The organism is Nonlabens sp. SY33080, assembly GCF_011784885.1.
GTDB classification, from domain to species: domain Bacteria; phylum Bacteroidota; class Bacteroidia; order Flavobacteriales; family Flavobacteriaceae; genus Nonlabens; species Nonlabens tegetincola.
This window is the reverse complement of the sequence record NZ_CP050461.1, coordinates 2,620,780-2,641,866: the sequence shown is the minus strand read 5'-3', so window position 1 is coordinate 2,641,866 and position 21,087 is coordinate 2,620,780. Positions and strand designations below refer to the sequence as shown.

21 protein-coding genes are annotated in these 21,087 nt (G+C 35.8%); 4 read left to right on the top strand and 17 right to left on the bottom strand.

Annotation, left to right across the window (positions count from 1 at the left end):
* Positions 1-11: 11 nt before the first annotated feature.
* Genes HCN53_RS11955 through mraZ form a run of 11 tightly spaced genes read right to left on the bottom strand, consistent with a single transcriptional unit; the run spans position 12 to position 12,056 of the window.
* Entirely contained in the window at positions 12-731 is a 720-nt protein-coding gene (locus HCN53_RS11955; protein ID WP_167343088.1) for a cell division protein FtsQ/DivIB, read from the bottom strand.
* Entirely contained in the window at positions 719-2,071 is a 1,353-nt protein-coding gene (gene murC, locus HCN53_RS11950) for a UDP-N-acetylmuramate--L-alanine ligase (protein WP_167343087.1), read from the bottom strand. Before murC ends, HCN53_RS11955 begins: the two co-directional genes overlap by 13 nt.
* Positions 2,064-3,152, bottom strand: coding sequence for an undecaprenyldiphospho-muramoylpentapeptide beta-N-acetylglucosaminyltransferase (gene murG / locus HCN53_RS11945; RefSeq protein ID WP_167343086.1), 1,089 nt, complete (start codon positions 3,150-3,152; stop codon positions 2,064-2,066). The genes murC and murG overlap by 8 nt, the downstream gene beginning before the upstream one ends.
* Positions 3,139-4,341, bottom strand: coding sequence for an FtsW/RodA/SpoVE family cell cycle protein (locus HCN53_RS11940; RefSeq protein ID WP_410505430.1), 1,203 nt, complete (start codon positions 4,339-4,341; stop codon positions 3,139-3,141). The genes murG and HCN53_RS11940 overlap by 14 nt, the downstream gene beginning before the upstream one ends.
* Before the next feature lie 2 nt (positions 4,342-4,343).
* A complete protein-coding gene (gene murD / locus HCN53_RS11935) occupies positions 4,344-5,702 on the bottom strand; it encodes a UDP-N-acetylmuramoyl-L-alanine--D-glutamate ligase (RefSeq protein WP_167343085.1) in 1,359 nt (452 codons plus the stop codon).
* The gene (gene mraY / locus HCN53_RS11930; RefSeq protein ID WP_042279912.1) at positions 5,702-6,934 is read right to left on the bottom strand and encodes a phospho-N-acetylmuramoyl-pentapeptide-transferase; all 1,233 of its coding nucleotides are present in this window, start codon (positions 6,932-6,934) and stop codon (positions 5,702-5,704) included. The genes murD and mraY overlap by 1 nt, the downstream gene beginning before the upstream one ends.
* A gap of 1 nt (position 6,935) precedes the next feature.
* Complete coding sequence (locus HCN53_RS11925) at positions 6,936-8,402, bottom strand: UDP-N-acetylmuramoyl-L-alanyl-D-glutamate--2,6-diaminopimelate ligase (protein WP_167343084.1); 1,467 nt, start codon at positions 8,400-8,402, stop codon at positions 6,936-6,938.
* Positions 8,399-10,378: a penicillin-binding protein gene (locus HCN53_RS11920; protein WP_167343083.1), complete on the bottom strand. Its 1,980-nt coding sequence runs from the start codon at positions 10,376-10,378 to the stop codon at positions 8,399-8,401. The genes HCN53_RS11925 and HCN53_RS11920 overlap by 4 nt, the downstream gene beginning before the upstream one ends.
* Complete coding sequence (locus HCN53_RS11915) at positions 10,362-10,694, bottom strand: FtsL-like putative cell division protein (protein ID WP_042279917.1); 333 nt, start codon at positions 10,692-10,694, stop codon at positions 10,362-10,364. Before HCN53_RS11915 ends, HCN53_RS11920 begins: the two co-directional genes overlap by 17 nt.
* Before the next feature lie 2 nt (positions 10,695-10,696).
* Positions 10,697-11,611 (bottom strand): 16S rRNA (cytosine(1402)-N(4))-methyltransferase RsmH, encoded by a 915-nt coding sequence (gene rsmH / locus HCN53_RS11910; protein ID WP_167343082.1) that lies wholly within the window; start codon positions 11,609-11,611, stop codon positions 10,697-10,699.
* Positions 11,589-12,056, bottom strand: a complete 468-nt coding sequence (gene mraZ / locus HCN53_RS11905; protein WP_167343302.1) for a division/cell wall cluster transcriptional repressor MraZ — start codon at positions 12,054-12,056, stop codon at positions 11,589-11,591. The genes rsmH and mraZ overlap by 23 nt, the downstream gene beginning before the upstream one ends.
* Positions 12,057-12,354: 298 nt before the next feature.
* On the opposite strand from mraZ, the gene HCN53_RS11900 reads away from it, so the two are divergent.
* Both HCN53_RS11900 and yihA read left to right on the top strand, forming a co-directional pair.
* On the top strand, positions 12,355-13,119 hold the full coding sequence (locus HCN53_RS11900; protein WP_042279921.1) for an alpha/beta fold hydrolase: 765 nt from the start codon (positions 12,355-12,357) through the stop codon (positions 13,117-13,119).
* Positions 13,120-13,166: 47 nt separating this feature from the next.
* On the top strand, positions 13,167-13,766 hold the full coding sequence (yihA, locus tag HCN53_RS11895) for a ribosome biogenesis GTP-binding protein YihA/YsxC (RefSeq protein ID WP_167343081.1): 600 nt from the start codon (positions 13,167-13,169) through the stop codon (positions 13,764-13,766).
* Positions 13,767-13,797: 31 nt separating this feature from the next.
* Here the strand turns inward: yihA and HCN53_RS11890 are convergent, their stop codons facing one another.
* From HCN53_RS11890 to HCN53_RS11880, 3 genes are read right to left on the bottom strand one after another with little or no spacing between them, the layout of a single operon-like run.
* Positions 13,798-14,016: a DUF3820 family protein gene (locus HCN53_RS11890; protein ID WP_105018346.1), complete on the bottom strand. Its 219-nt coding sequence runs from the start codon at positions 14,014-14,016 to the stop codon at positions 13,798-13,800.
* Positions 14,017-14,047: 31 nt separating this feature from the next.
* A complete protein-coding gene (gldC, locus tag HCN53_RS11885; RefSeq protein ID WP_042279927.1) occupies positions 14,048-14,383 on the bottom strand; it encodes a gliding motility protein GldC in 336 nt (111 codons plus the stop codon).
* A 2-nt stretch (positions 14,384-14,385) separates the two neighbouring features.
* Complete coding sequence (locus tag HCN53_RS11880; RefSeq protein ID WP_105018572.1) at positions 14,386-15,363, bottom strand: gliding motility lipoprotein GldB; 978 nt, start codon at positions 15,361-15,363, stop codon at positions 14,386-14,388.
* Positions 15,364-15,417: 54 nt separating this feature from the next.
* Here HCN53_RS11880 and nadE point away from each other — a divergent pair, with 54 nt between their 5' ends.
* Complete coding sequence (gene nadE / locus HCN53_RS11875; protein ID WP_105018345.1) at positions 15,418-16,209, top strand: NAD(+) synthase; 792 nt, start codon at positions 15,418-15,420, stop codon at positions 16,207-16,209.
* Between the two features lie 101 nt (positions 16,210-16,310).
* Entirely contained in the window at positions 16,311-16,934 is a 624-nt protein-coding gene (locus tag HCN53_RS11870; protein ID WP_105018344.1) for a response regulator transcription factor, read from the top strand.
* Here the strand turns inward: HCN53_RS11870 and dnaG are convergent.
* The 3 genes from dnaG to HCN53_RS11855 form a co-directional block, all read right to left on the bottom strand.
* Positions 16,931-18,913 carry a DNA primase gene (gene dnaG / locus HCN53_RS11865; RefSeq protein ID WP_167343080.1) on the bottom strand — a complete coding sequence of 661 codons (1,983 nt, stop codon included), beginning with the start codon at positions 18,911-18,913 and terminating at the stop codon, positions 16,931-16,933. The genes HCN53_RS11870 and dnaG overlap by 4 nt on opposite strands.
* Before the next feature lie 193 nt (positions 18,914-19,106).
* Positions 19,107-19,874 (bottom strand): hypothetical protein, encoded by a 768-nt coding sequence (locus HCN53_RS11860; RefSeq protein WP_167343079.1) that lies wholly within the window; start codon positions 19,872-19,874, stop codon positions 19,107-19,109.
* A 124-nt stretch (positions 19,875-19,998) separates the two neighbouring features.
* The gene (locus HCN53_RS11855) at positions 19,999-21,084 is read right to left on the bottom strand and encodes a hypothetical protein (RefSeq protein WP_105018341.1); all 1,086 of its coding nucleotides are present in this window, start codon (positions 21,082-21,084) and stop codon (positions 19,999-20,001) included.
* Positions 21,085-21,087: the final 3 nt, after the last annotated feature.

Here is a 21,087-nt window from a genome sequence, read left to right as displayed (position 1 = left end):
CTTCCCCTTTTTTATTTTATAACAACCACCTGATTATTAAATCTTAGGTCAACAGTATTTATACTTTCTAGCGTTTTATCTTTTTCAGCCTTGGCTATAAAGGCTTTATAATTAATGAACTTATGCTCTAGTTTATCAATTTTACCCAGGTTTATTTTATGCTTCATTGCCCTAGGTTTCAACTTTACATTTCCCTTATCTAGTTCAATTGCTGCAATAACCTTTTGTAACCACTTATCTTTTCTTATAAAGGAAACTAATTCAAAAACATCATTTTGAAAGTCACTTTCATATCCAAAAATTACAGGCACACGTACTGCATATTCATCAGACAATGGCATCCATTTATTATCCTCGTCTAGATATCCAGACTTTTTTCCAATGATGCGCGCTATAGGCACTCGTTGTTCAATTACTGCGTTTATTTCACCATCGATTGACATGGAAACCTCAGCCTTTCTAATCATTGAGTTTTTATCAAGACGCTTTTCACTCTCTTGTAAAGCTAGCTTTTCTATCGTGAGATAATCTATACTGTCATGATTTTGTATCAACAATTTATTAACGTTTTCTTCAGAAATTAAAGGACTGCTATAATCTGTAAATGTGATGGTTACATCCTTTATCTCCCTATTTTTATGCCTAACAGCCCCAAAAGCATATAAACTGAAAACCAGCACAATAGCCACAACCAATAAGATCGCATTTATGTAAGGTTTTATTTTACCCATTTTGCTGCTATTTTTTTGATTTCAACTCCTATATCTCCTGCTCCTAGCATACAGATTATTCGTTTATTACTTCTATGCAACTCGTTTTCTAACTGATCCTTTGTTACCATACTTGTTATCCCAGAGGTTATTTTCTCAATCCTATTTTGAAGAGATTGAGATGTTATACCGGGAATAGGAAGTTCTCGTGCCGGATAAATATCCAACAAGTATACCTGATCAAACTGTGCCAAACTGCGGGCAAAATCATCCATAAAGTCTTTGGTACGAGAATACAAATGCGGTTGAAAAACCACTAGTTTTTCCTCATCCGGATATAATTCACTTACCGCTTGAAAAACAGCATTTATCTCTGTAGGATGATGGGCATAATCATCTATCAACACGAGCTCATCACTATTCAATCTGTATGTAAAGCGCCTGTCAACTCCAGGGAAAGTGCCAAGCGCTTTTATTAATTTTTCTGGTTGCACTCCATACTCTAACGCCATTGACATAGCAAGAGCAGCATTTGATAGGTTGTGCTTACCAGGTAAATTCCATTTTATATTCTTGAAAAGTTGATTAGGTGTTTTGAAATCAAAATAATAAGATTCATCTTGAATTCTATAATTCAAGATTCGATAATCTCCATTGTTGAATCCCACTTTTTTACCTGGTAACGAAACCACTTCAGTAGTCAATAAATTTCCCTTTGGAACTAATGCGGCAAAGTCTTCAAAGGTTTTTTCAAACTCCTCAACATCTCCATATATGTCAAGATGATCTGCATCCATAGCTGTTACACCAGCAATTTCAGGCTGCAAGTTCATAAAGCTTCGGTCAAATTCATCAGCCTCTACGACCATTACCTCATTTCCAGTGTGGATATAATTAGTATTATACTTTTCAATTATGCCACCACAAAAAGCAGTCATAGGAACTCCACTTTCATAAAGCAGGTGTGTAAGAATTGCACTTGTTGTAGTTTTTCCATGAGTCCCTGCTACTGCTAGGCATGTCATGGTTTTAGATATTTGCCCGAGTAGTTGCGCTCGTTTAAGTATGGTTATTCCGCTTTCGCGAAAGCGAACTAATTCTCCAAAATCTACTGGTATCGCAGGTGTATAAATCACTTGCGCATTATTGATATCCTTATACTGTGCTGGGATGCTATCATAGTCATCTTGATAATGGATATTAATCCCTTCACTGACTAATTGCTCTGTAAGCGCTGATGGCGTTTTATCGTAACCAGCAACATTTTTACCTGCTTGTTTAAGGTAGCGCGCTAGTGCACTCATCCCTATACCACCAATACCGATGAAATAACAATGTGATATGTGATCTAGATTACTCATTCAACAACTGTTCGATTTCATTTACAATATGACTAGTAGCTTGAGGCAAGGCTAGCTTCTTAATATTTTTACTTAATGTTTCTTGTTTTTTAGAATCCTGTATAAGCCCTTTCCAAAGGGTCATGAAATTTTGCTCCAGATCAGATTCTTTAATCATCACAGCAGCATTTTCTTGAACAATGGCTTGTGCATTTTTCGTTTGATGATCCTCAGCAACGTGCGGAGAAGGAATAAAAATGACCGGTTTACCTACTATACAAAGTTCTGATATGGTGCCTGCTCCAGATCGTGAAATAATAAAATCTGCCGCAGCATATGCAAGATCCATTCTTTCCAAGAATGCTTTTACTTGCAGTTGTTTTTGATCTTTAGCCTTGTAGGTTTCATAATAAAACTTACCACATTGCCATATGATTTGAACATCCTTGAGCAATTGTGCGCTGTTTTCATCTATAAGTTGATTTATACGCCTAGCACCAAGACTACCACCTAAAACTAATAAAGTCTTTTTGTCTTCATCTAAATCAAAAAACTCTATGGCTTGTTGTTTTTTACTGGTAATATCCAATAAATCTTGTCTAACTGGGTTGCCAGTCATAACCATTTTATCTTTAGGAAAAAAACGCTCTAGACCTTTACTCGCTACACAAATGCGTTTAACTTTTTTTGATAGTAGTTTATTGGTTATTCCTGGAAAAGAATTTTGTTCTTGAATTAGCGTAGGAATTCCTTTTTGATTTGCCTTAAACAACAAGGGACCACTAGCATAACCACCTGTACCTATTGCGATATCTGGTTTAAAATTATTTATGATGCGACCAGCATCTATTAAGCTTTTTACAACCTTAAATGGGAATGCAATGTTTTTAAGTCTTAGACTGCGCTGCAATCCACTTATCCACAATCCTTTTATAGGAAACCCGGCTGCTGGAACTTTTTCCATTTCCATGCGATCACGTGCTCCTACAAAAAGTATTTCACAATCTGACCATCTTCTCTTGCATTCATTTGCAATAGATATAGCTGGATAAATATGACCACCGGTACCACCGCCTGATATGATAATTCTATATGGTTTCACTTAATACATCTAAAGGGTTCATATCTTCCTCTTTGGTTTCTTCAAGAGGTTCTTTTACGTCCTTACTTGCACTCACACTTAATACTATTCCCATAGCTAGGCAACTCATTAATATTGACGTTCCACCACTACTTATAAACGGAAGAGTTTGACCTGTTACAGGCATCAAATTAACGGCAACGGCCATATTAATGCAGGCTTGAAAAATTATTGGAAAGCCAACACCTATCACCACCAATCGACCAAAAATATCCTTTGCTTTTTTAGTGATTACAACCAGCCTAAATAGAATTAATAAATACATAATCACAATACCAAAAGCACCAATAAAACCGAATTCCTCGATAATAATTGCATAGATAAAATCACTACTTGACTGAGGTAAAAAAGGTCTCAACATACTTTTCCCTGGACCAACTCCTGGTATGCCTCCTTCAGAAATGGCTGCAAGTGCACGTTCTGTTTGGTAATTAGTATCAGCTGTTCCAGAACCACTAAAATTCTCGATACGCGAGATCCAAGTGTCTACACGGTTTGGAAAAAGATCTGGAAAAGCTTTGGCGGTTAGAATAAAAAGAGAAAGCGCCACAATTCCCACACCTATAATACCTAGTAAGTATTTCCATGGAAATCCTCCAATGAAACACAGTGCCAGCACCATAATGAATATAAGTGCGGTAGTAGAGAAATTAGATGGTAACACAAACAACAAAGTGAGTCCAACAGGTAACCACAATGGCAGTAAACTTTGTTTAAATGTAATAGTCTTGTGAGCTATGTTTGAAAGGTACTTTGCCACATAAACCATAAGAATAACAAATACCAAGGTGCTAGTTTGCAACTGCATTCCAATACCTGGAATTGTAATCCACCTAGAGGCATTTGCACCACCCATAGTTGTTCCTTGTAATGCAGTTATTACTAATAAAACTATAGCAGGATATATAAGTAACACACTCAACCCATTAAACAATCTGTATGGAGTTTTATGAACTGCCCACATGGCTATTAATCCCATTATAATATGTCCAAGATGGCGTATAAGGAAACGACTGGTATCACCAGTTCCCTTTCCTAGATAGGCCAAATTTGCGCTAGCGCTATAGACCGGAATAATAGAAAACACCAGTAATGCCACTATGAGCGACCAAAGAAACAGATCTCCTGATATGTATCTACTTAATTTCAATATTATAAGTTTCTAACTGCTGCTTTAAATTGTCTACCTCTGTCCTCGTAGTTTTCAAATAAATCAAAGCTGGCACAAGCTGGACTTAACAATACATTGTCACCTGCTTTGGCCAGTCTATAAGCTACTCGAACAGCATCTTCCATGGATGATGTTTCAACTACTGTATCAACACATTTTGCAAAGTTTTCTATGATTTTGCCATTGTCAATTCCTAAGCAAACAATTGCTTTTACTTTACGATTTACTAACTCATACAAATCGCTGTAATTATTTCCTTTATCAACTCCACCTACAATCCAAACTGTAGGATGCTCCATACTGTCTAACGCAAAATAAGTTGCATTTACATTGGTAGCTTTACTATCATTGATATATTGAACTTTATTGATTTTAAGAACATTTTCTAATCGATGCTCTACACCTTTAAATGACTGTAGGCTTTGACGTATAGTCTCCTTTCTTATTTTCAAAAGTGTTGCCGCGGTGGCAGCTGCCATAGTATTGGCAGTGTTGTGTTTTCCTTTTAATGCTAGTTCCTGTATAGGCATGGTGAAAAGGGTGTTGTTAAGGGTTATAATTATTTGATTATCTTTTATAAAAGCTCCATGCTTCAGTTCCTGAGTCATAGAGAACGGCACTAACTGTGCTTTTATATCTTTATTTTTTAAAGCCTGGGTTATTGCTTGGTCATCGGCGTTGTAGATGAAGTAATCGCTAGCTTTTTGTGATTGAGCAATTCTCATCTTACTATCTATATAGTTTTCAAACTGGTAATCGTAACGATCTAAATGATCAGGTGTAATATTAAGTAGTATGGCGATGTGTGGTGCAAACTCGTAACAACCATCTAATTGGAAACTGCTTACCTCTAACAAGCGATGATTAGCTGGTTTTTGAGCAACTTGCAAGGCGTAGCTCTCACCGATATTGCCACCGGTTGTTGCATTTACCTGCGCAGTTTCTAGCAAATAGCTCATTAAGGAAGTTGTCGTAGTTTTTCCATTACTACCTGTAATAGCAATTACAGGAACTTCTCGTTCTTCTCTAAAAGCAAATTCAATTTCAGAAATGATTTCTATACCTGCTTGTTTTAATTTTTTAATCAAGTCAATGTGATCAGGTATTCCTGGACTTTTAATTATCACATCTGCCTCGATTAATTTTTCTAGTGTATGAGCACCTGATTCATAAGATATGCCGTGTTCATTTAACGCTTTCGCGAAAGCGTCATTCACAACAGCTCTATCGCTTAAAAACACATCATAGCCACGACTAGCAGCAAGAATAGCAGCTCCTAAACCACTGATTCCACCACCAAGCACTACCACTTTCTTTGATATGTTAGTTTCACTATTCATTAACGAACCTTAAGTGTTACAATACTGATGATGGCTAGTAAAATTCCTACTACCCAAAACCTAACTACTATTTTACTCTCATGAATTCCTCTTTTTTGATAATGATGGTGCAATGGTGACATAAGAAATATTCTACGACCTTCTCCGTATTTTTTCTTGGTGTATTTGAACCAACTTACCTGCATCATTACAGATAAATTTTCCATGAGAAAAACACCACATAGAATTGGAATGAGCAATTCTTTACGGGTTGCAATAGCCAGAACAGCTATGATTCCACCTATAGTTAAGCTACCTGTGTCTCCCATAAAAACTTGGGCCGGATAGGTGTTGTACCATAAAAATCCTACAAGCGCACCTGCAAAAGCAGTTATAAATACCACCATCTCACCAGAGTTGGGTATATACATGACATTTAAGTAATCTGAAAATATAATATTCCCAGATATCCATGCAAATAAAGCTAGGGTAATTACGGCGATAGCACTTGTACCTGCGGCTAATCCATCAATACCGTCAGTAAGGTTTGCACCATTAGACACAGCGGTTACAATTACAACGACTATAGGGATAAAAATGAGCCACGCCCATGAGGCTAGGTCATCATCAATCCACGTGATCAATTCACTATAATCTAGTTCATTGTTTTTAGTAAAAGGTATCGTTGTTTTAGTGGATTTTTTTGCTGCTTCAAATTGAATAGGAATATTACCTTCCACTCTTTGCTGGGTATACTTTTCAGTCTTTAATTCTTCTTTTATGGTTATCCCTGGATGAAAATACATGATGGCACCTACAATAATTCCTAACCCTACTTGACCGACTACTTTAAATTTACCTTTTAAACCACCTTTGTCTTTCTTGAAAACCTTGATATAATCATCTGCAAATCCAATCATTCCCATCCAAAGCGTGGTAATGATTAAAAGAACTACATAGATGTTATCAAGTTGGCACAATAACAGAACCGGGATCAGAGTCGCTAATATTATGATTATTCCACCCATGGTAGGTGTACCTGCCTTTTGCGCTTGACCTTGTAAGCCTAGATCGCGAACTGTTTCACCTACTTGTTGATTACGTAAATAGTTGATTATACGCTTTCCATATATAGTTGAGAAACCTAGAGACATCATGAATGCTATCGCCGCCCTAAATGTGATAAACTCAAACAGCGATGCTCCAGGCAATTGAAATTGTTCTTCCAGGTATTTGAATAAATAGTAAAGCATATTATTTATTGAGTTTATTTAATAATGATGCAATAATTTCTCTATCATCAAAATCATTACGTACTCCGTTAATTTCTTGATATGTTTCATGACCTTTACCTGCAATCAAAATAATGTCATTAGGTTGAGCCATGACCGCAGCTGTTTTTATAGCCTGTTTACGATCTACAACTGTTACGGTTTTTTTAAAATCTTGAGGTTCAACACCAGCTTCAATATCATCTAGAATAGCTTGTGGATCTTCTGTTCTAGGATTATCACTAGTAAAAATCACTTTATCACTTAATGATGCTGCAATCATTCCCATCTTAGGTCTCTTAGTAGGGTCTCTATCTCCACCGCACCCAACTACTGTTATAAGCGTTTCATTTTTAGTACGGATTGCATTAATGGTTTCAATGACATTTTTAAGTGCATCTGGTGTGTGTGCGTAATCTACAATCGCAGTGATTTTATCTTCAGCTGTTGTGAAATACTGAAATCTTCCAGAAACTCCTTCTAATTGTGAAATTTTTTCCAGAACCTCAATAGGTTCTAGACCTAGCTCAATAGCACAACCATATATTGCTGCAATATTATAGGCATTAAATTGACCTATCATTTTACACCAAACTTCTTGGTCGTTAATTTTAAGCAACAAGCCACCAAATTGATTTTCTATAATGTGCGCTCGATAGTCTGTAAAAGATTTTAAAGCGTATCCTCTTTTTACAGCCTTAGTATTTTGAAGCATTACATCACCATTCTTGTCATCTTTATTTGTAAGAGCAAATGCAGATGCTGGCAATCCATCAAAGAATCTTTTTTTAACATCTCGATATTCAGCAAATGTTTTATGGTAATCTAAATGATCATGTGATAGATTTGTGAAAATACCACCTGCAAAATGCAATCCAGTAGTGCGCTCTTGATGTATACCGTGACTACTCACCTCCATAAAACAATAATCCACTCCTGCATCTCTCATTTCTGCTAAATAATGATTGATAGTCAAAGGATCAGGAGTTGTATGAGTGGCCTTATATTCTGTGGTATCTACGAGTATATGTACAGTTGATATCAATCCAGATTTAAAACCGCAAGACTTAAACAAGCGATATAATAAACTAGTACATGTTGTCTTACCATTAGTTCCAGTAACACCTACAAGTTTGAGATCTTTTGAAGGATTATCGTAAAAGTTTGCTGCCATAAAAGCCAACGCTTTTTTGGTACTAGACACTTGAATGTAAGTAACATTTTCGATTTGATCTTCTGGTAGTTTTTCAACTACCACAGCAGTAGCACCTAGTTCAATGGCATTTTTAATAAATTTATGTCCATCAATTGCAACACCTGTAACAGCCACAAATACAGAATTCAATTCCACTTTCCTAGAATCGAAAACAATAGACTGCACTTTTTTATCGGTAGAACCAACGACAGATTCAATATTTACTTTGTACAATATTTCTTTAAGTAACATCATAACGTTAGTACTACTTTTTCTCCATTTTTAATAATTTGCCCTGGCGCCTTACTTTGATTAGATACAATTCCAGCTTCTCCCTTCACTTCAACATAGGCTCCCATATTTTCCAAAATCACTACAGCGTCCATTACTTCCATACCTTTGAGGTTAGGCACCTTTTTTTGAACAGATTGTAACTTGGAATAAAACACCTCATCAGACTTTTCTACTTCTTCTGATGCAATTTGTGGTAATTGAATCTCGTCTTTAATAGGACTGTTTGCGTAAATTTTATGAGCGATTTTTTTAAAAACCGGACCAGCAACTATATTTCCATAATAACCTTTCTTAACGTTGGGTTTATGAATCACAACTATGCAGCTATATTTAGGCTCGTCAGCCGGGAAATATCCAGCAAACGATGCAATATAATTACCTGGCTTTATCCAATATTCTGCTTGACAGGTTCCTGTTTTACCTGCCATGGAAAAATTAGGTGAATACAGATTATCTGCAGTTCCACGTCTAACTACATTTTCCATCATCACCTTTACCTTATCAATGGTTTCTTGAGAACAAATCGACGGGTTAATTATCTCCTTATCAAATTTTTCAACAAGTCGATCTTTGGAACGAACTTCTCTAATCAATCTAGGCTTAACCATTACACCATCATTTGCAACGGCATTGTAAAAAGTTAATGTTTGTAATGGAGTCAATTCCACACCATAACCGAATCCCATCCATGGTAAAGAAAGACCGTTCCATCCTTGATCATCTGGATGAGGAATTAATGGCGACCCTTCACCTACTATAGGTAAACCAATCTTATTACCTAAATTCATTTCATAAAGTCTATCTACATAATCACTAGGATTAGATTTATAGTTATCGTGAATCATTTGAACTAGTGCTGTATTGGAAGAAACCTCAAATGCTTTAGCTACATTTATTTTTCCATATCCACCATACTTAGAATCTCTTACATTTCTACCGTAGTAAGAAATCTTACCACCTTTAGTGTCAAAAACGGTACTTGTATCAACCACTTTATCTTCCAGAGCGGCAATAACACTCATTAATTTGAATGTAGAACCAGGCTCATGTGCTTCCCAAACGGCATAATTTCTTTTCTCATAATATTTACCGCTTTTTGCCCTTCCTAAATTTGTGAGCGCTTTAATTTCACCAGTTGCGACTTCCATTACTACTGCAGTACCATGATCTGCTTCATAGTATTCTAATTGCTCGAGTAAAGCGTGATGTGCAACATCCTGCATATTGACATCAATAGTAGTATAGACATCGTATCCATCAACTGGCTCTACCTCGTTAGCTCCATTTACAGGCTTCCATTGACTTTTTGCAATTTTTTGCTTTAATCTTACACCATCGCTACCTCTTAAATAAGGAGCAAAAGCACCTTCCAATCCTACAGGAGCTCGACCTGGTTTGTCATAACCCACAATACGTTCAGCCATTTTACCTAGAGGATGATCACGCACTACGCGCTGCTCAACAATCACCCCACCTTTATACGGCCCTTTTTCAAATAAAGGAAAATTGATCACTTCTTTATAATCTCCGTAGTCTAGATTCTTGGCTATAAGAATGTATCTATTTTTATTTGCCCTAGCTTTTCTAAGCTTGTTAAGGAAATAACTTTTTGGCTTATTTAGCTTTCGCGAAAGCGAATCACTCAACTTACCGACATTCTCATTAAAATCTTTTTCACTAGGAGTAACGGCATCAAATCTTATATCAAACTTACTGATAGAAGTTGCTAGTAATTGCCCATTTGAATCATACAGATTACCTCTATTTGCTGGTATCGTATCATTTTTAAAGATGCGCTTTTCAGTAAGCGCACGGTATTTTTTCCCTTCAGCTACTTGAACGTGAAGAATTTTAGCCAGAATCCCTATTCCTACCAGTAATAAAATACCAGCAGCGATATAAGCTCTATTAAGAATACCCTTATCCGTTGTTGCCATCTACTGGTAGTTTTATTTTAATTTTTTGTGGCGGCTCTTGAGCAGGAGCAATACCCGATTCTTTCAACCTTTTTGCCACTTCGCTTTCCATTTGCATAAACATGAGTTTATTCTCTAAATCATAAAACTCACTGCGCAATTCATTCACCTCGTCATTTAACTTACTTAATCGATGCACTTTTTTCTCAAATGAATGACCCGTGTATATCATAATTAAAGCCAGTAATGCCATAAACAATATGAAGCGCCAATTTTTTGCCGCTCCTTCTTGTGTAAGAAAATCACCTTTTAATATTTTATGAAATCTAGACGCCATAACTACACGTTTGCGATTTTTTCTGCAATACGCAATTTTGCACTACGTGCACGATTATTTTCTTCTATTTGAGCAGCAGTAGGCACTATTAGTTTTCCAACTTTTTTAAATGGTACCTCGGCACGACCAAAAACATCTTTTTCTGGCTCTCCTTCAAACAAGCCATTACGCATAAATCTTTTAACCGGTCTATCTTCTAATGAATGGTAAGAGATCACACTTAATCGTCCTCCAATTTTCAACACCTCTTTTGCCTGGATCAAAAAATCATACAACACTTCCATCTCACGATTAACCTCTATCCTAATAGCCTGAAAAACCTGAGCCAGCAACTTGTTTTCCATGCGCGCTGGTACTAGCGGCTTACAAATACGTTTTAAATCTCCTACTGTTTCTATAGGTTGCAAGGCACGCTCTTGCACTATTCGACGTACTAATTTTGGAGCTATTCGCAATTCACCGTACTCTTTAAAAATGCGTAACAAATCAGACTCATCATATTGATTCACTACATGAACAGCATCCACTTCACTCTCCTGATTCATTCGCATATCCAAACGAGCATCAAATCGAATAGAAAAACCACGATCAGCCTCGTCGAACTGGTGAGAGCTAACTCCTAAATCTGCCAAAACACCATCTACCTGCGACACACCATGAAGCTTTAAAAAACGCTTCATAAAACTAAAGTTGGACTGAATCAAAGTAAATCTTGGGTCATCTATTTCATTTTGAATAGTATCGGGATCCTGATCAAATGCATACAAGCGTCCGTCATCACCCAATCGTTTCAAGATCTCGCGTGAGTGACCACCACCACCAAACGTGACATCAACATAAATACCATCTGGTTTAATATTGAGCCCATCTATTGATTCTTCTAATAGAACTGATTTATGATATTGATTCTCCTGCATCACTTCCCATTACTTCTTCTGCGAGATCTGCAAAATCATCAGTAGCATCATCTATTGCTTCCTCATACTTTTGCTTATCCCATATTTCTATAATATTAATCGCACTAGACACGGTTACATCTTTTGTAATCCCAGCTACTGAAATCAAATCACGCGGTATTAACAAACGACCGTTAGAATCAACCTCAACCGTTTTAACTCCTGCCGTAAAACGACGTATAAAGTCATTGTTTTTTTTATTAAAACGATTAAGCTTATTCATGCGACCCATCAATTCATTCCATTCTTTCATAGGGTAAAGCTCTAAACAAGATTGAAAAACAGCTCGCTTTATCACAAAGCCTTCTTGCATGATAGGCGCAAGCTGCTTTTTGATAGCTGCTGGCATCATGAAACGGCCTTTAGAGTCGGCTTTACAATCGTATGTCCCTATAAAATTTATCAATGGTTCATCCTCATTTTGAGGTATTCTAATCAAATATATAAATCTTTTTACCACTTTTTACCACTTTTTACCACATTGTTGATAACTAAGCTCTTTTTTGAATAACTTGAGGACTTATGAACAATTTGAAATTCTACTTAGTGCTAATGATAGAGTGTTATGAAGTGCGCTTTCGCGAAAGCGAATTCCTCATAAAAAAAGTGGTATATCCCATTCATTTTTCACTTCAAATCGCTGTGCTGTTTAATTGTCTTTTTACTATAAGATTATAAGTTATATTTGCGACAGACAGTTTTTTATGACGAGGAAGACAATCAAGGACGGAAAATTCGAATATTACAGCGCAGGAGAAGGAACACCTATCATCATCCTTCACGGTCTGATGGGTGGTTTAAGTAATTTTGAAGGTGTTATCGATCATTTTCCAAAGGAAGGCTATCAAGTTGTAGTTCCTTCTTTACCACTATATACAATGCCGCTAATTAAAACTAGCGTAGGAACTTTTGCCAAGTTCATCAAGAAATTCATAGACCACATGGGATGGAAGGAAGTTATTCTTCTAGGAAATTCTCTAGGTGGTCACATAGGTCTTGTTACCACAAAATTATATCCAGAAGTAGTTAAAGCACTTATAATAACTGGTAGTTCCGGATTATATGAAAGCGCCATGGGCGAAAGCTACCCTAAACGTGGTGATTACGAATACATTAAGAAGAAAAGTGAAGATGTATTCTATGATCCTGCAGTAGCTACAAAGGAAATTGTGGACGAAGTTTTTGCTACTGTAAATGATCGTAATAAGTTGATTAAAACATTGGCCATTGCCAAAAGTGCAATCAGACATAACATGGCCAAGGATTTACCTAAAATGAACACTCCTACTTGTATCATTTGGGGTAGACAAGATAATGTTACACCACCTGAAGTGGCAGATGAATTTCATGAAAAATTGCCAGATAGTGACTTATTTTGGATTGATAAATGTGGCCACGCTGCCATGATGGAACACCCAGAGGAATTTAATACCATACTGGATAAATGGTTAAAAGATAGAGGTTACTAACCTTTATTTGAACTTATCATCCTAGTACTAATACCTAGCTTTACATTATGAAAATTAACAGTGCCAAGTTTGTTGTTTCCAATCAAGATGTGAAGAAATGCCCGTCTAATCATTTTCCAGAATACGCTTTTATTGGAAGGTCTAATGTAGGTAAGTCATCATTAATTAACATGTTGACCAACCATAAGAACCTTGCCAAAACATCTGGTAAACCAGGGAAAACACAGCTTATAAATCACTTTTTAATTAATAATGAATGGTACCTTGTAGATTTACCAGGTTACGGATATGCTCGTGTTTCTAAAACTCAAAAAGCTAAATTTCAAAAATTCATTACCCGGTATTTTGAACAGCGCAAGCAACTTATTTGCGGCTTTGTTCTGGTAGATATTCGACATGATCCACAACCTATAGATACTGAATTCATGGAATGGCTAGGTAGCAATGGTGTGCCATTTGCCATTATATTTACCAAAGCAGACAAACTCAAACCCAAGGCAATTGAAAAACAGGTCAATGATTACAAAGAAGCCTTATTGCAAACTACTTGGGAAGAAATGCCTCCTTATTTTATAACTAGTGCCTCAAAAGGTATTGGTAAGGAAGAACTTTTGGGATATATTGACGAAATAAATAAGTCTCTATAAAAATACTTACTCCTAATTGTGTGGCCTACTCTTACTTGCTACGTAACTGTTTTAGGATGATTTCTAGGCCGTTTATTTTAAGCTCATAAACTGATTGCATGTAAACACCTAGCTTACCTTGTGGCCAACCATTTCGTTTGAACCAAACAAAGTAAGCCTCTGGCAAATCACTCAAAAAGCTGCCTTTGAATTTACCAAATGGCATTTTATAATGCGCTAGCTCTAGAAGCTGTTTTTTGTCAGGATTCAAGAATAATTCTTTATTGAAAAATTAAAGGCTTTTATTTTTTAAGATTTAATTTTTCGGCAAAATAATCGCAAAAGTCTAGCATGGTATCGCGCATTTTTTCATCATTTGTAGCACGATGATAAGTATCGGCCATACTTACTAGTGTTTGATGAAAAAACACACGCATTTCATCTACAGGCATATCTTTAGTCCACAAATCGATTCTAAAACTCTCCTGCTGTGCACTATCCCACATGCTTACCATCATGGCTTTAGCATCGGCAGCATCAACACCACCATCTGGTGCGCTCCATCTTATTTTTTCTGGAACTCTATTTTCATCCAATTCAATTCCTATTCTTATTTGTGATCTGTGATTCTTTGACATAATTATTGTTGTACAGGTTTATACTGTGAATTATTAAATATGGTTTCGGCTGGCAATGATACAAGTGTACTAGGATCAATCTCATTATTCTCCATGTAACTTGCTACTATTTTATATCCTATATATCTAGCGATTCCACCAGGTGTACTCGAGTCTATATCTAAATAAAATTTTGAAAATGGTGCTGGTTGTATGAATCTAGATTGAAGTTCAGGATTAGTACTATATAACAAATTTTGATCTATAAAGTAACGCCATACTTCTAATTCATTTTCCTTAGTAAATTCATATTCCTCCTTAGAGTATTTAAGAATCAGGTGATCCGGTTGGTCTGGGGCAAATAAACTTTGAAGGTAATGCAACTTACCATGATAGATTATGGATTCTAAAAAACGACGATCGTTACCAGGTTCAACAAACAACTTTGCTATTGCGTGGGCTACATCGGCCTTTATATTTTCTTTATTAAAGTGTTGGCTTTGGTAGCTGTTCATCCCTGCATACAACTCGTTATCCTTGCCTAGATAAGTGTCGATTGAAATAAGTAAATCTTCTTGAAATGGAACTACTTGCATGCGGTAGTCTACTTCAGAAATTATAGTGGTAATAGGCGTAGCTTGATATTCTGGAAAATAATATTTCACATGTTTCATTACATCAACAACCTCTTCCTTCAGTTCCTTATAATCAAAACTTGCTTTTTCCACTTCTGCCTCAAGTATTGAGTAAATAGTATCGCGACCTTGCATTTTTTCATACCAAATGGAGTCTGGCAAATGTGATGGAAATAGATAAGGATATTTTGCTTTTAATTGAGATAGATCCGTAGTATCGGCATTCTTAAACTCTTTATGAAAAGTCCTCAACTCTACATTTATCGGGATTTGTGAAATTTCCTTCTCAATTTTCGACTCAGAATTACATGAGGATAACGCTTTCGCGAAAGCGAGAACTACCAATATTTTAAATAGATATTTCATACCCTTATAACTGAGAAACAATTTGATTATTTTTAGACTCGCAAAAATACGATTATGAATGTAGAAAAAGTGACTGATCACATAGTAAAATGGTTAAAGGATTATGCTACTAATGCAGGAATTAAAGGGTATGTTGTAGGAGTGAGTGGCGGCATTGATAGCGCAGTCACATCAACCTTGTGCGCCATGACAGGTCTAGAAGTTCTTTGTGTAGAAATGCCTATTCATCAACATATGGATCACGTTACTAGAGCGCAGGAACATATTGAGCAATTAAAGAATCGGTTTTCTAATGTAAGTGATGTGCGTAGTGATCTTACACCCGTCTTTGATACATTCATTAATCAAATGCCAGATATAGAGGATAGTGCACTTGTAGATTTAACGAGAGGAAATACCAGAGCCCGATTACGCATGACCACTTTGTATTATCATGGTGGCGTTAATGGACTATTGGTCGCAGGAACGGGTAACAAGGTTGAAGACTTTGGTGTAGGATTTTACACCAAGTATGGTGATGGTGGAGTTGACGTGAGTCCAATTGCCGATTTACTTAAAAGCGAAGTTTATGCCGTAGGAAAACATGTAAATGTTCCAGAAAGCATCATGAAAGCCGCACCTAGTGATGGCCTTTATGGAGCAGAGCGTACTGATGAGGATCAAATAGGAGCTAGTTATGATGAACTGGAATGGGCAATGAAGCAAATTAAGGAAGGAAAAACTACCGCTGATTTTACAGGAAGAGAGCAAGAAGTCTTACAAATTTATCTGGATTTTAATCGTAGGAATCAACACAAGATGAATCCAATCCCAGTGTGTGTCATTCCCGACGAACTACTTGAATAACAGATTACAAGAAATTTACGTAAGGGCATACTCACAAATAAATCACAGTTTATACTGAGTAAACATTTTATCTTTGTAAAACCTCTGAAAACTTACAAAGAATGAACGTATTTTTAGCTGATCACCATCCTGTATTTAGACGTGGACTAAAGTCTTTAATGAAAGACGTTAAAGAATACACCGTTAAAGGAAAGGCGGAAAGCGGAAAAGATTTATTAGAAAACGTAAAAGCTGCCAAAGCTGATATTGTACTGTTAGAAATTGATTTGCCAGAAAGTAAAGGTATAGGAGAGGTTCGAGATTTAAGAGCACAATTTCCAAACATTAAAGTACTTGTGGTAAGTTGTCATCCCGAGGAAATGTACGCTGCAAGTGCTATTAAAGCAGGAGCCAATGGTTATATCTCTAAGGTAAAATCAAGTAAGGAAATAAAAAAAGCAATCGCCAAGGTTGCTAGAGGCGAGCAATACTTATCTGAAGAGATTCTTACTTCATTAAACAGTGGAAGAAAAAATGGAGTAATGAAATTCAAAAAACTTTCTAAAAGAGAAATTGAAGTTTTAAATTTACTTTCAAAAGGACTTAGAAATAAGGATGTTGCCAAGGAGCTTAACATAAATGAGAAAACAGTGAGTACCTACAAAAATCGTTTGCTTAAAAAGCTTAAAGCAACCAGCATTGCCGATCTTATTCATCAAGCTAGAATCATGCAACTAGCTAATTAAATCACACGATTTAAACGATTTCCTATATACTTGTGAAGCTTGTTATATTCCATAACCTCTTCAAGCGCTGAAGCGTTATCGGAAGTAGGGTCTGGCGAGATGGAGTTGTACAACGCCTTGATTTTTTCTTCTATCATCAACCTTCTTAAATTAAGTATGGTATCAAGAACGTGTGGCGCGATCGTATCCTCTTTTGTTTTTACAAAAATTTGATGTTCATCCCATTTATGTAATTGGTACTTATCATCATCCATTACAAGATCTGCTACCATTTGAGCTTCTTCATCAGACAATTCGGTCATAATGGTATTAACGTCAATACGACCTTCTAAAAGTAGAATATCAATTAGTTTTGGATAAAGATGTTTAAACGCTGGATTTGAAAATTCCATTTCATCACTCTGCAGCTCCATATATACCTTTTCATACACCACATTTTCAACAGAGATTTTTTCAGTTTCTAGTTCACCGTCTTCACTTTCTTGAAAATATTCATCGTTAAAAACCACCGTACGATCACCATATAGTAGTAAAGCTTTTATAAGAGCTTGTTCTAATATCTCTCTTCTATTGACTGAAAGACTAGGACTTTGTTTATCAGAGACTTTTTGAAGTGTTTGTTGCTGTTGTTCTCTTATTTGTTTTTTACGTTCTTCTTTAACACTTGCATTTCGATTTTGTGCTAAAGAAGAGAATAACACATCTTCACCAATTTCTAAAATTGCAGCACTTTCTCTTACATAAATTTCTCTAGATATCGCATCGGGAATTTTGCTTATGCTGGAAACAATATCACGAATCATTTCTGCCTTCTTTATAGGATCACCTGCAGCTTCCTTTTTTAATAAGTTAGATTTAAATCTTATAAAGTCAACGGCATTTGAATCTAAAAACTCTTGAATTTCCTGAGTAGTATGTTTTTTTGCGAAGCTGTCCGGATCTTCTCCTTCTGGAAAAGTGCATACTCGCACATTCATACCAGCTTCAAGAATGAGATCTGTTCCTCTTATTGCGGCCCTTAATCCAGCTGCATCGCCATCATATAAGACCGTAATATTTTTGGTTAATCGCTGTATTAATCTAATTTGCTCCTTAGTAAGTGCAGTTCCTGAACTAGAAACTACATTCTTAATACCAGCTTGATACAATTGAATTACATCGGTATACCCTTCAACCAGGTAACAAACATCTTCTTTGGCAATGATTTGTTTAGCCTCGTAGATTCCATAAAGCACTTTGGATTTATCGTAGATAGGGCTTTGAGGAGAATTTAAATACTTGGCAGCTTTTTTATCATTCACTAGAATTCTACCACCAAATCCCAATACGCGACCAGACATGCTGCGTATAGGAAACATGACTCTACCTTTAAAGCGATCAAATTTCTTTTGCTCACCGCCGTTAATCGACTCCTTAACTATGGTCAAACCGGTTTTTTCTAAAAATTCAAGTTTATAACCTGCTTTAATAGCTGCATCGGTAAAGGCACTCCAAACATCTGGATTGTAGCCTAATTTAAAATAATTTATAGTATCATCGGTAAAACCTCGTTCTTTGAAATAACTGTATGCTATCGCACGCCCATCTTCCGTTTTAAGTTGCTTTTCAAACCATTCACTCGCAAATTTTGAAACAAGAAACATGGATTCTTTTTCATCCTGAACTTGTTTTTCTTCATCAGTTTGTTGAGTTTCTTCTATTTCAATTCCATATTTTTTGGCCAGCCATTTAATAGCTTCAGGAAAAGTAAAGTGTTCATGCTCCATGAGAAAGGTAACCACGTTACCACCTTTACCGCTACTAAAATCTTTCCATATTTGTTTAACTGGCGACACCATAAAGCTAGGTGTGCGCTCCTCTGAAAATGGACTTAGTCCTTTAAAGTTGGAGCCTGATTTTTTAAGTTGTACAAAATCTCCAATCACCTCTTCTACTCTAGCGGTGTCAAATACGGCATCTACTGTGGTTCTTGCAATCAACTTCGAATAAATTTAAAGCATAAAAATAACGAATTGCAAAGTTACGTTTCTATACACCTATCCTATGGGATATGACTAAAAAGTTTGTATTTGTTCAGTTGATCAATGCATAACCTTCTGTTCAAGTTGCTTTCAATTTTGTCCTAAAAAAAAAACCGTCTATTTCTAGACGAGTTTTCTAATAATTCTTCATTTACCTAAATCTAAACCCGAAACTAAAATATTGTTGTTGAATCGGTGAGTCTTTTAAGATGTCATTTAGACCATATCTAGCAAAAATTTGAAAATCGTACCAACCTGCATACATACTAAGTCCATAGTTAAAGTTATTTATTTCAAAGTCATTGGTGACCGTTGTAGTCACATCCCTACCTTCTCTTTCAAACTTGAGCTCTTGAGTAGAGGTAGTTGTATAGCCTAAATAACCACCTAGCCCTACGACAAAGGCATCATCATCGTGGTACCTTTTAATTCCATTTTTATAGGTTTTTAAATCCCGACGTCCTATTTCAATATGTAAAGGAGCTACTACACTGAATTGATAAAATCTAGAACGATCTGTATCGATTCCTACAGGAACTAAATCCGTAATATTGTTGTTTGTTGCAAACTGACGATTATCAGTGATTCTTAAAGATTGAAATCTTAAATCCAAACCATAATTAAACCTAAATAAGTCATCTTTTGGTTGCAACCTAGTACTAAATTCAAGTCCTATGTCAAAAACACCACTACCCCAAAATCGATAGTCATCACCTATTCCGTTACCATCACCTAGTGCTTGATTCCAACCTATAGCCCAAACTAAATTAGTATTAGTGCGCACATTTTCTTTCTCTCTTCTCTCTGAATCAAACAAATCTAAAAAATCTAAAGGCGCTTTTTTTACATCTTGATCATCTTGAGCTCGAACTGCCGTAAACAGAAGTAGTAATAGAGAACTTAATAATAGTTTTTTCATAATATATGGTTTTTATAAAGTTACATACCTAAACACTGTATAATCTTTATTTTAACTCTAATTTAATTGATAAGCATCCTTATAATCGATTTATAAGGATGCTTATACTTTAAGTTATTTATGGCTAAATAAATCTAATTCCAAAGGATACATATTGCCCGTCCACTGATCCGCTTTTAAAAACATCATTTAAATTCATTCTTCCAAAGAAAGAAATATTACCTTTTCCTATATAAGCATCTAGTCCATAGAAGAACACATTATTTTCAAAAGCATTTATGGTTGTTTGTTTTATATCTCTACCATTTTCTTCATACTTCAATTTTAAACGAGAACTTAAATTTAAACCTGCAAAACCTCCTATTCCTACTTTCCAGTTATTATCACTTGTAAACCTCACACGACCATCCTCGTATTCTCTTTTTTCTGTTCCTCCAAACTCAAAATGAACAGGAACCATTAATTGGTCTTGTCTGAACTTAGCTTTCTCAACACTAAATCCTATAGGAGCCACCATTGTATCGTCTGTATTTGGTGTAAAAATTCTATTACCATTCAATTCTAGTCCATGAGATTGATATTCTATACCATATCTAATTCTTATATGATTTTTTTCATCTAATTGAGTTAACCAACTAGGCCCAAATGCTATGTAGTTATTATTTGGATAACTAAAATCATTGATTCCTAGAATATCACCATTCAAAAAGTTATATCCTAGTGACAGGCTAAAACCTCTTTGAGTTTTGATAAATTTTTTCTTTTCTCTTTGTAGATTTTCTCCATTAAGAGAAATCTCGACTCCTTTTGTAGATATAGATAACGAGCCACCTTTTTCTGCTTCGGTTACTACAAAATCTTTTTCTGCTTCAATACGCTTTTTATGAGAAGTGATAAGTGCTGCTACTTGAGCTGCTCGCTCCCTTTTCAACTCCTGAGCTTTATCAGCACTTATTTTACCTTTTTCCAGATCTTTATTTACTTTTTCTACATACTCCTTAAGTTCTGTTCTCAATTCTGATTCATATAATTGATGTAAACTATTTAAATCATCAATTTTTTTCTGGTAGTATTTAGGATATTGTTTGTCATTTGACAAACTATCTTGATATTTCCAATTATCGACGGTATTAGTTTTTTCCTGAGCAAATCCTGCTGCTGTGCATAGTAAGTAAGTGATAAAACTTATCCATAGTAATCCTGTTCTCATAGC

Excerpts from the sequence above, each read along its gene's own strand:
- HCN53_RS11915 (WP_042279917.1), bottom strand. The coding sequence starts at position 10,694 with ATGGCGTCTAGATTTCATAAAATATTAAAAGGTGATTTTCTTACACAA.
- murD (WP_167343085.1), bottom strand. The coding sequence starts at position 5,702 with ATGAATAGTGAAACTAACATATCAAAGAAAGTGGTAGTGCTTGGTGGT.
- HCN53_RS11900 (WP_042279921.1), top strand. The coding sequence starts at position 12,355 with ATGACGAGGAAGACAATCAAGGACGGAAAATTCGAATATTACAGCGCA.
- nadE (WP_105018345.1), top strand. The coding sequence starts at position 15,418 with ATGAATGTAGAAAAAGTGACTGATCACATAGTAAAATGGTTAAAGGAT.
- HCN53_RS11855 (WP_105018341.1), bottom strand. The coding sequence starts at position 21,084 with ATGAGAACAGGATTACTATGGATAAGTTTTATCACTTACTTACTATGC.
- murC (WP_167343087.1), bottom strand. The coding sequence starts at position 2,071 with ATGAGTAATCTAGATCACATATCACATTGTTATTTCATCGGTATTGGT.
- HCN53_RS11860 (WP_167343079.1), bottom strand. The coding sequence starts at position 19,874 with ATGAAAAAACTATTATTAAGTTCTCTATTACTACTTCTGTTTACGGCA.
- rsmH (WP_167343082.1), bottom strand. The coding sequence starts at position 11,611 with ATGCAGGAGAATCAATATCATAAATCAGTTCTATTAGAAGAATCAATA.
- yihA (WP_167343081.1), top strand. The coding sequence starts at position 13,167 with ATGAAAATTAACAGTGCCAAGTTTGTTGTTTCCAATCAAGATGTGAAG.
- mraY (WP_042279912.1), bottom strand. The coding sequence starts at position 6,934 with ATGCTTTACTATTTATTCAAATACCTGGAAGAACAATTTCAATTGCCT.
- HCN53_RS11925 (WP_167343084.1), bottom strand. The coding sequence starts at position 8,402 with ATGATGTTACTTAAAGAAATATTGTACAAAGTAAATATTGAATCTGTC.
- HCN53_RS11880 (WP_105018572.1), bottom strand. The coding sequence starts at position 15,363 with ATGAAATATCTATTTAAAATATTGGTAGTTCTCGCTTTCGCGAAAGCG.
- HCN53_RS11955 (WP_167343088.1), bottom strand. The coding sequence starts at position 731 with ATGGGTAAAATAAAACCTTACATAAATGCGATCTTATTGGTTGTGGCT.
- gldC (WP_042279927.1), bottom strand. The coding sequence starts at position 14,383 with ATGTCAAAGAATCACAGATCACAAATAAGAATAGGAATTGAATTGGAT.
- HCN53_RS11870 (WP_105018344.1), top strand. The coding sequence starts at position 16,311 with ATGAACGTATTTTTAGCTGATCACCATCCTGTATTTAGACGTGGACTA.
- HCN53_RS11920 (WP_167343083.1), bottom strand. The coding sequence starts at position 10,378 with ATGGCAACAACGGATAAGGGTATTCTTAATAGAGCTTATATCGCTGCT.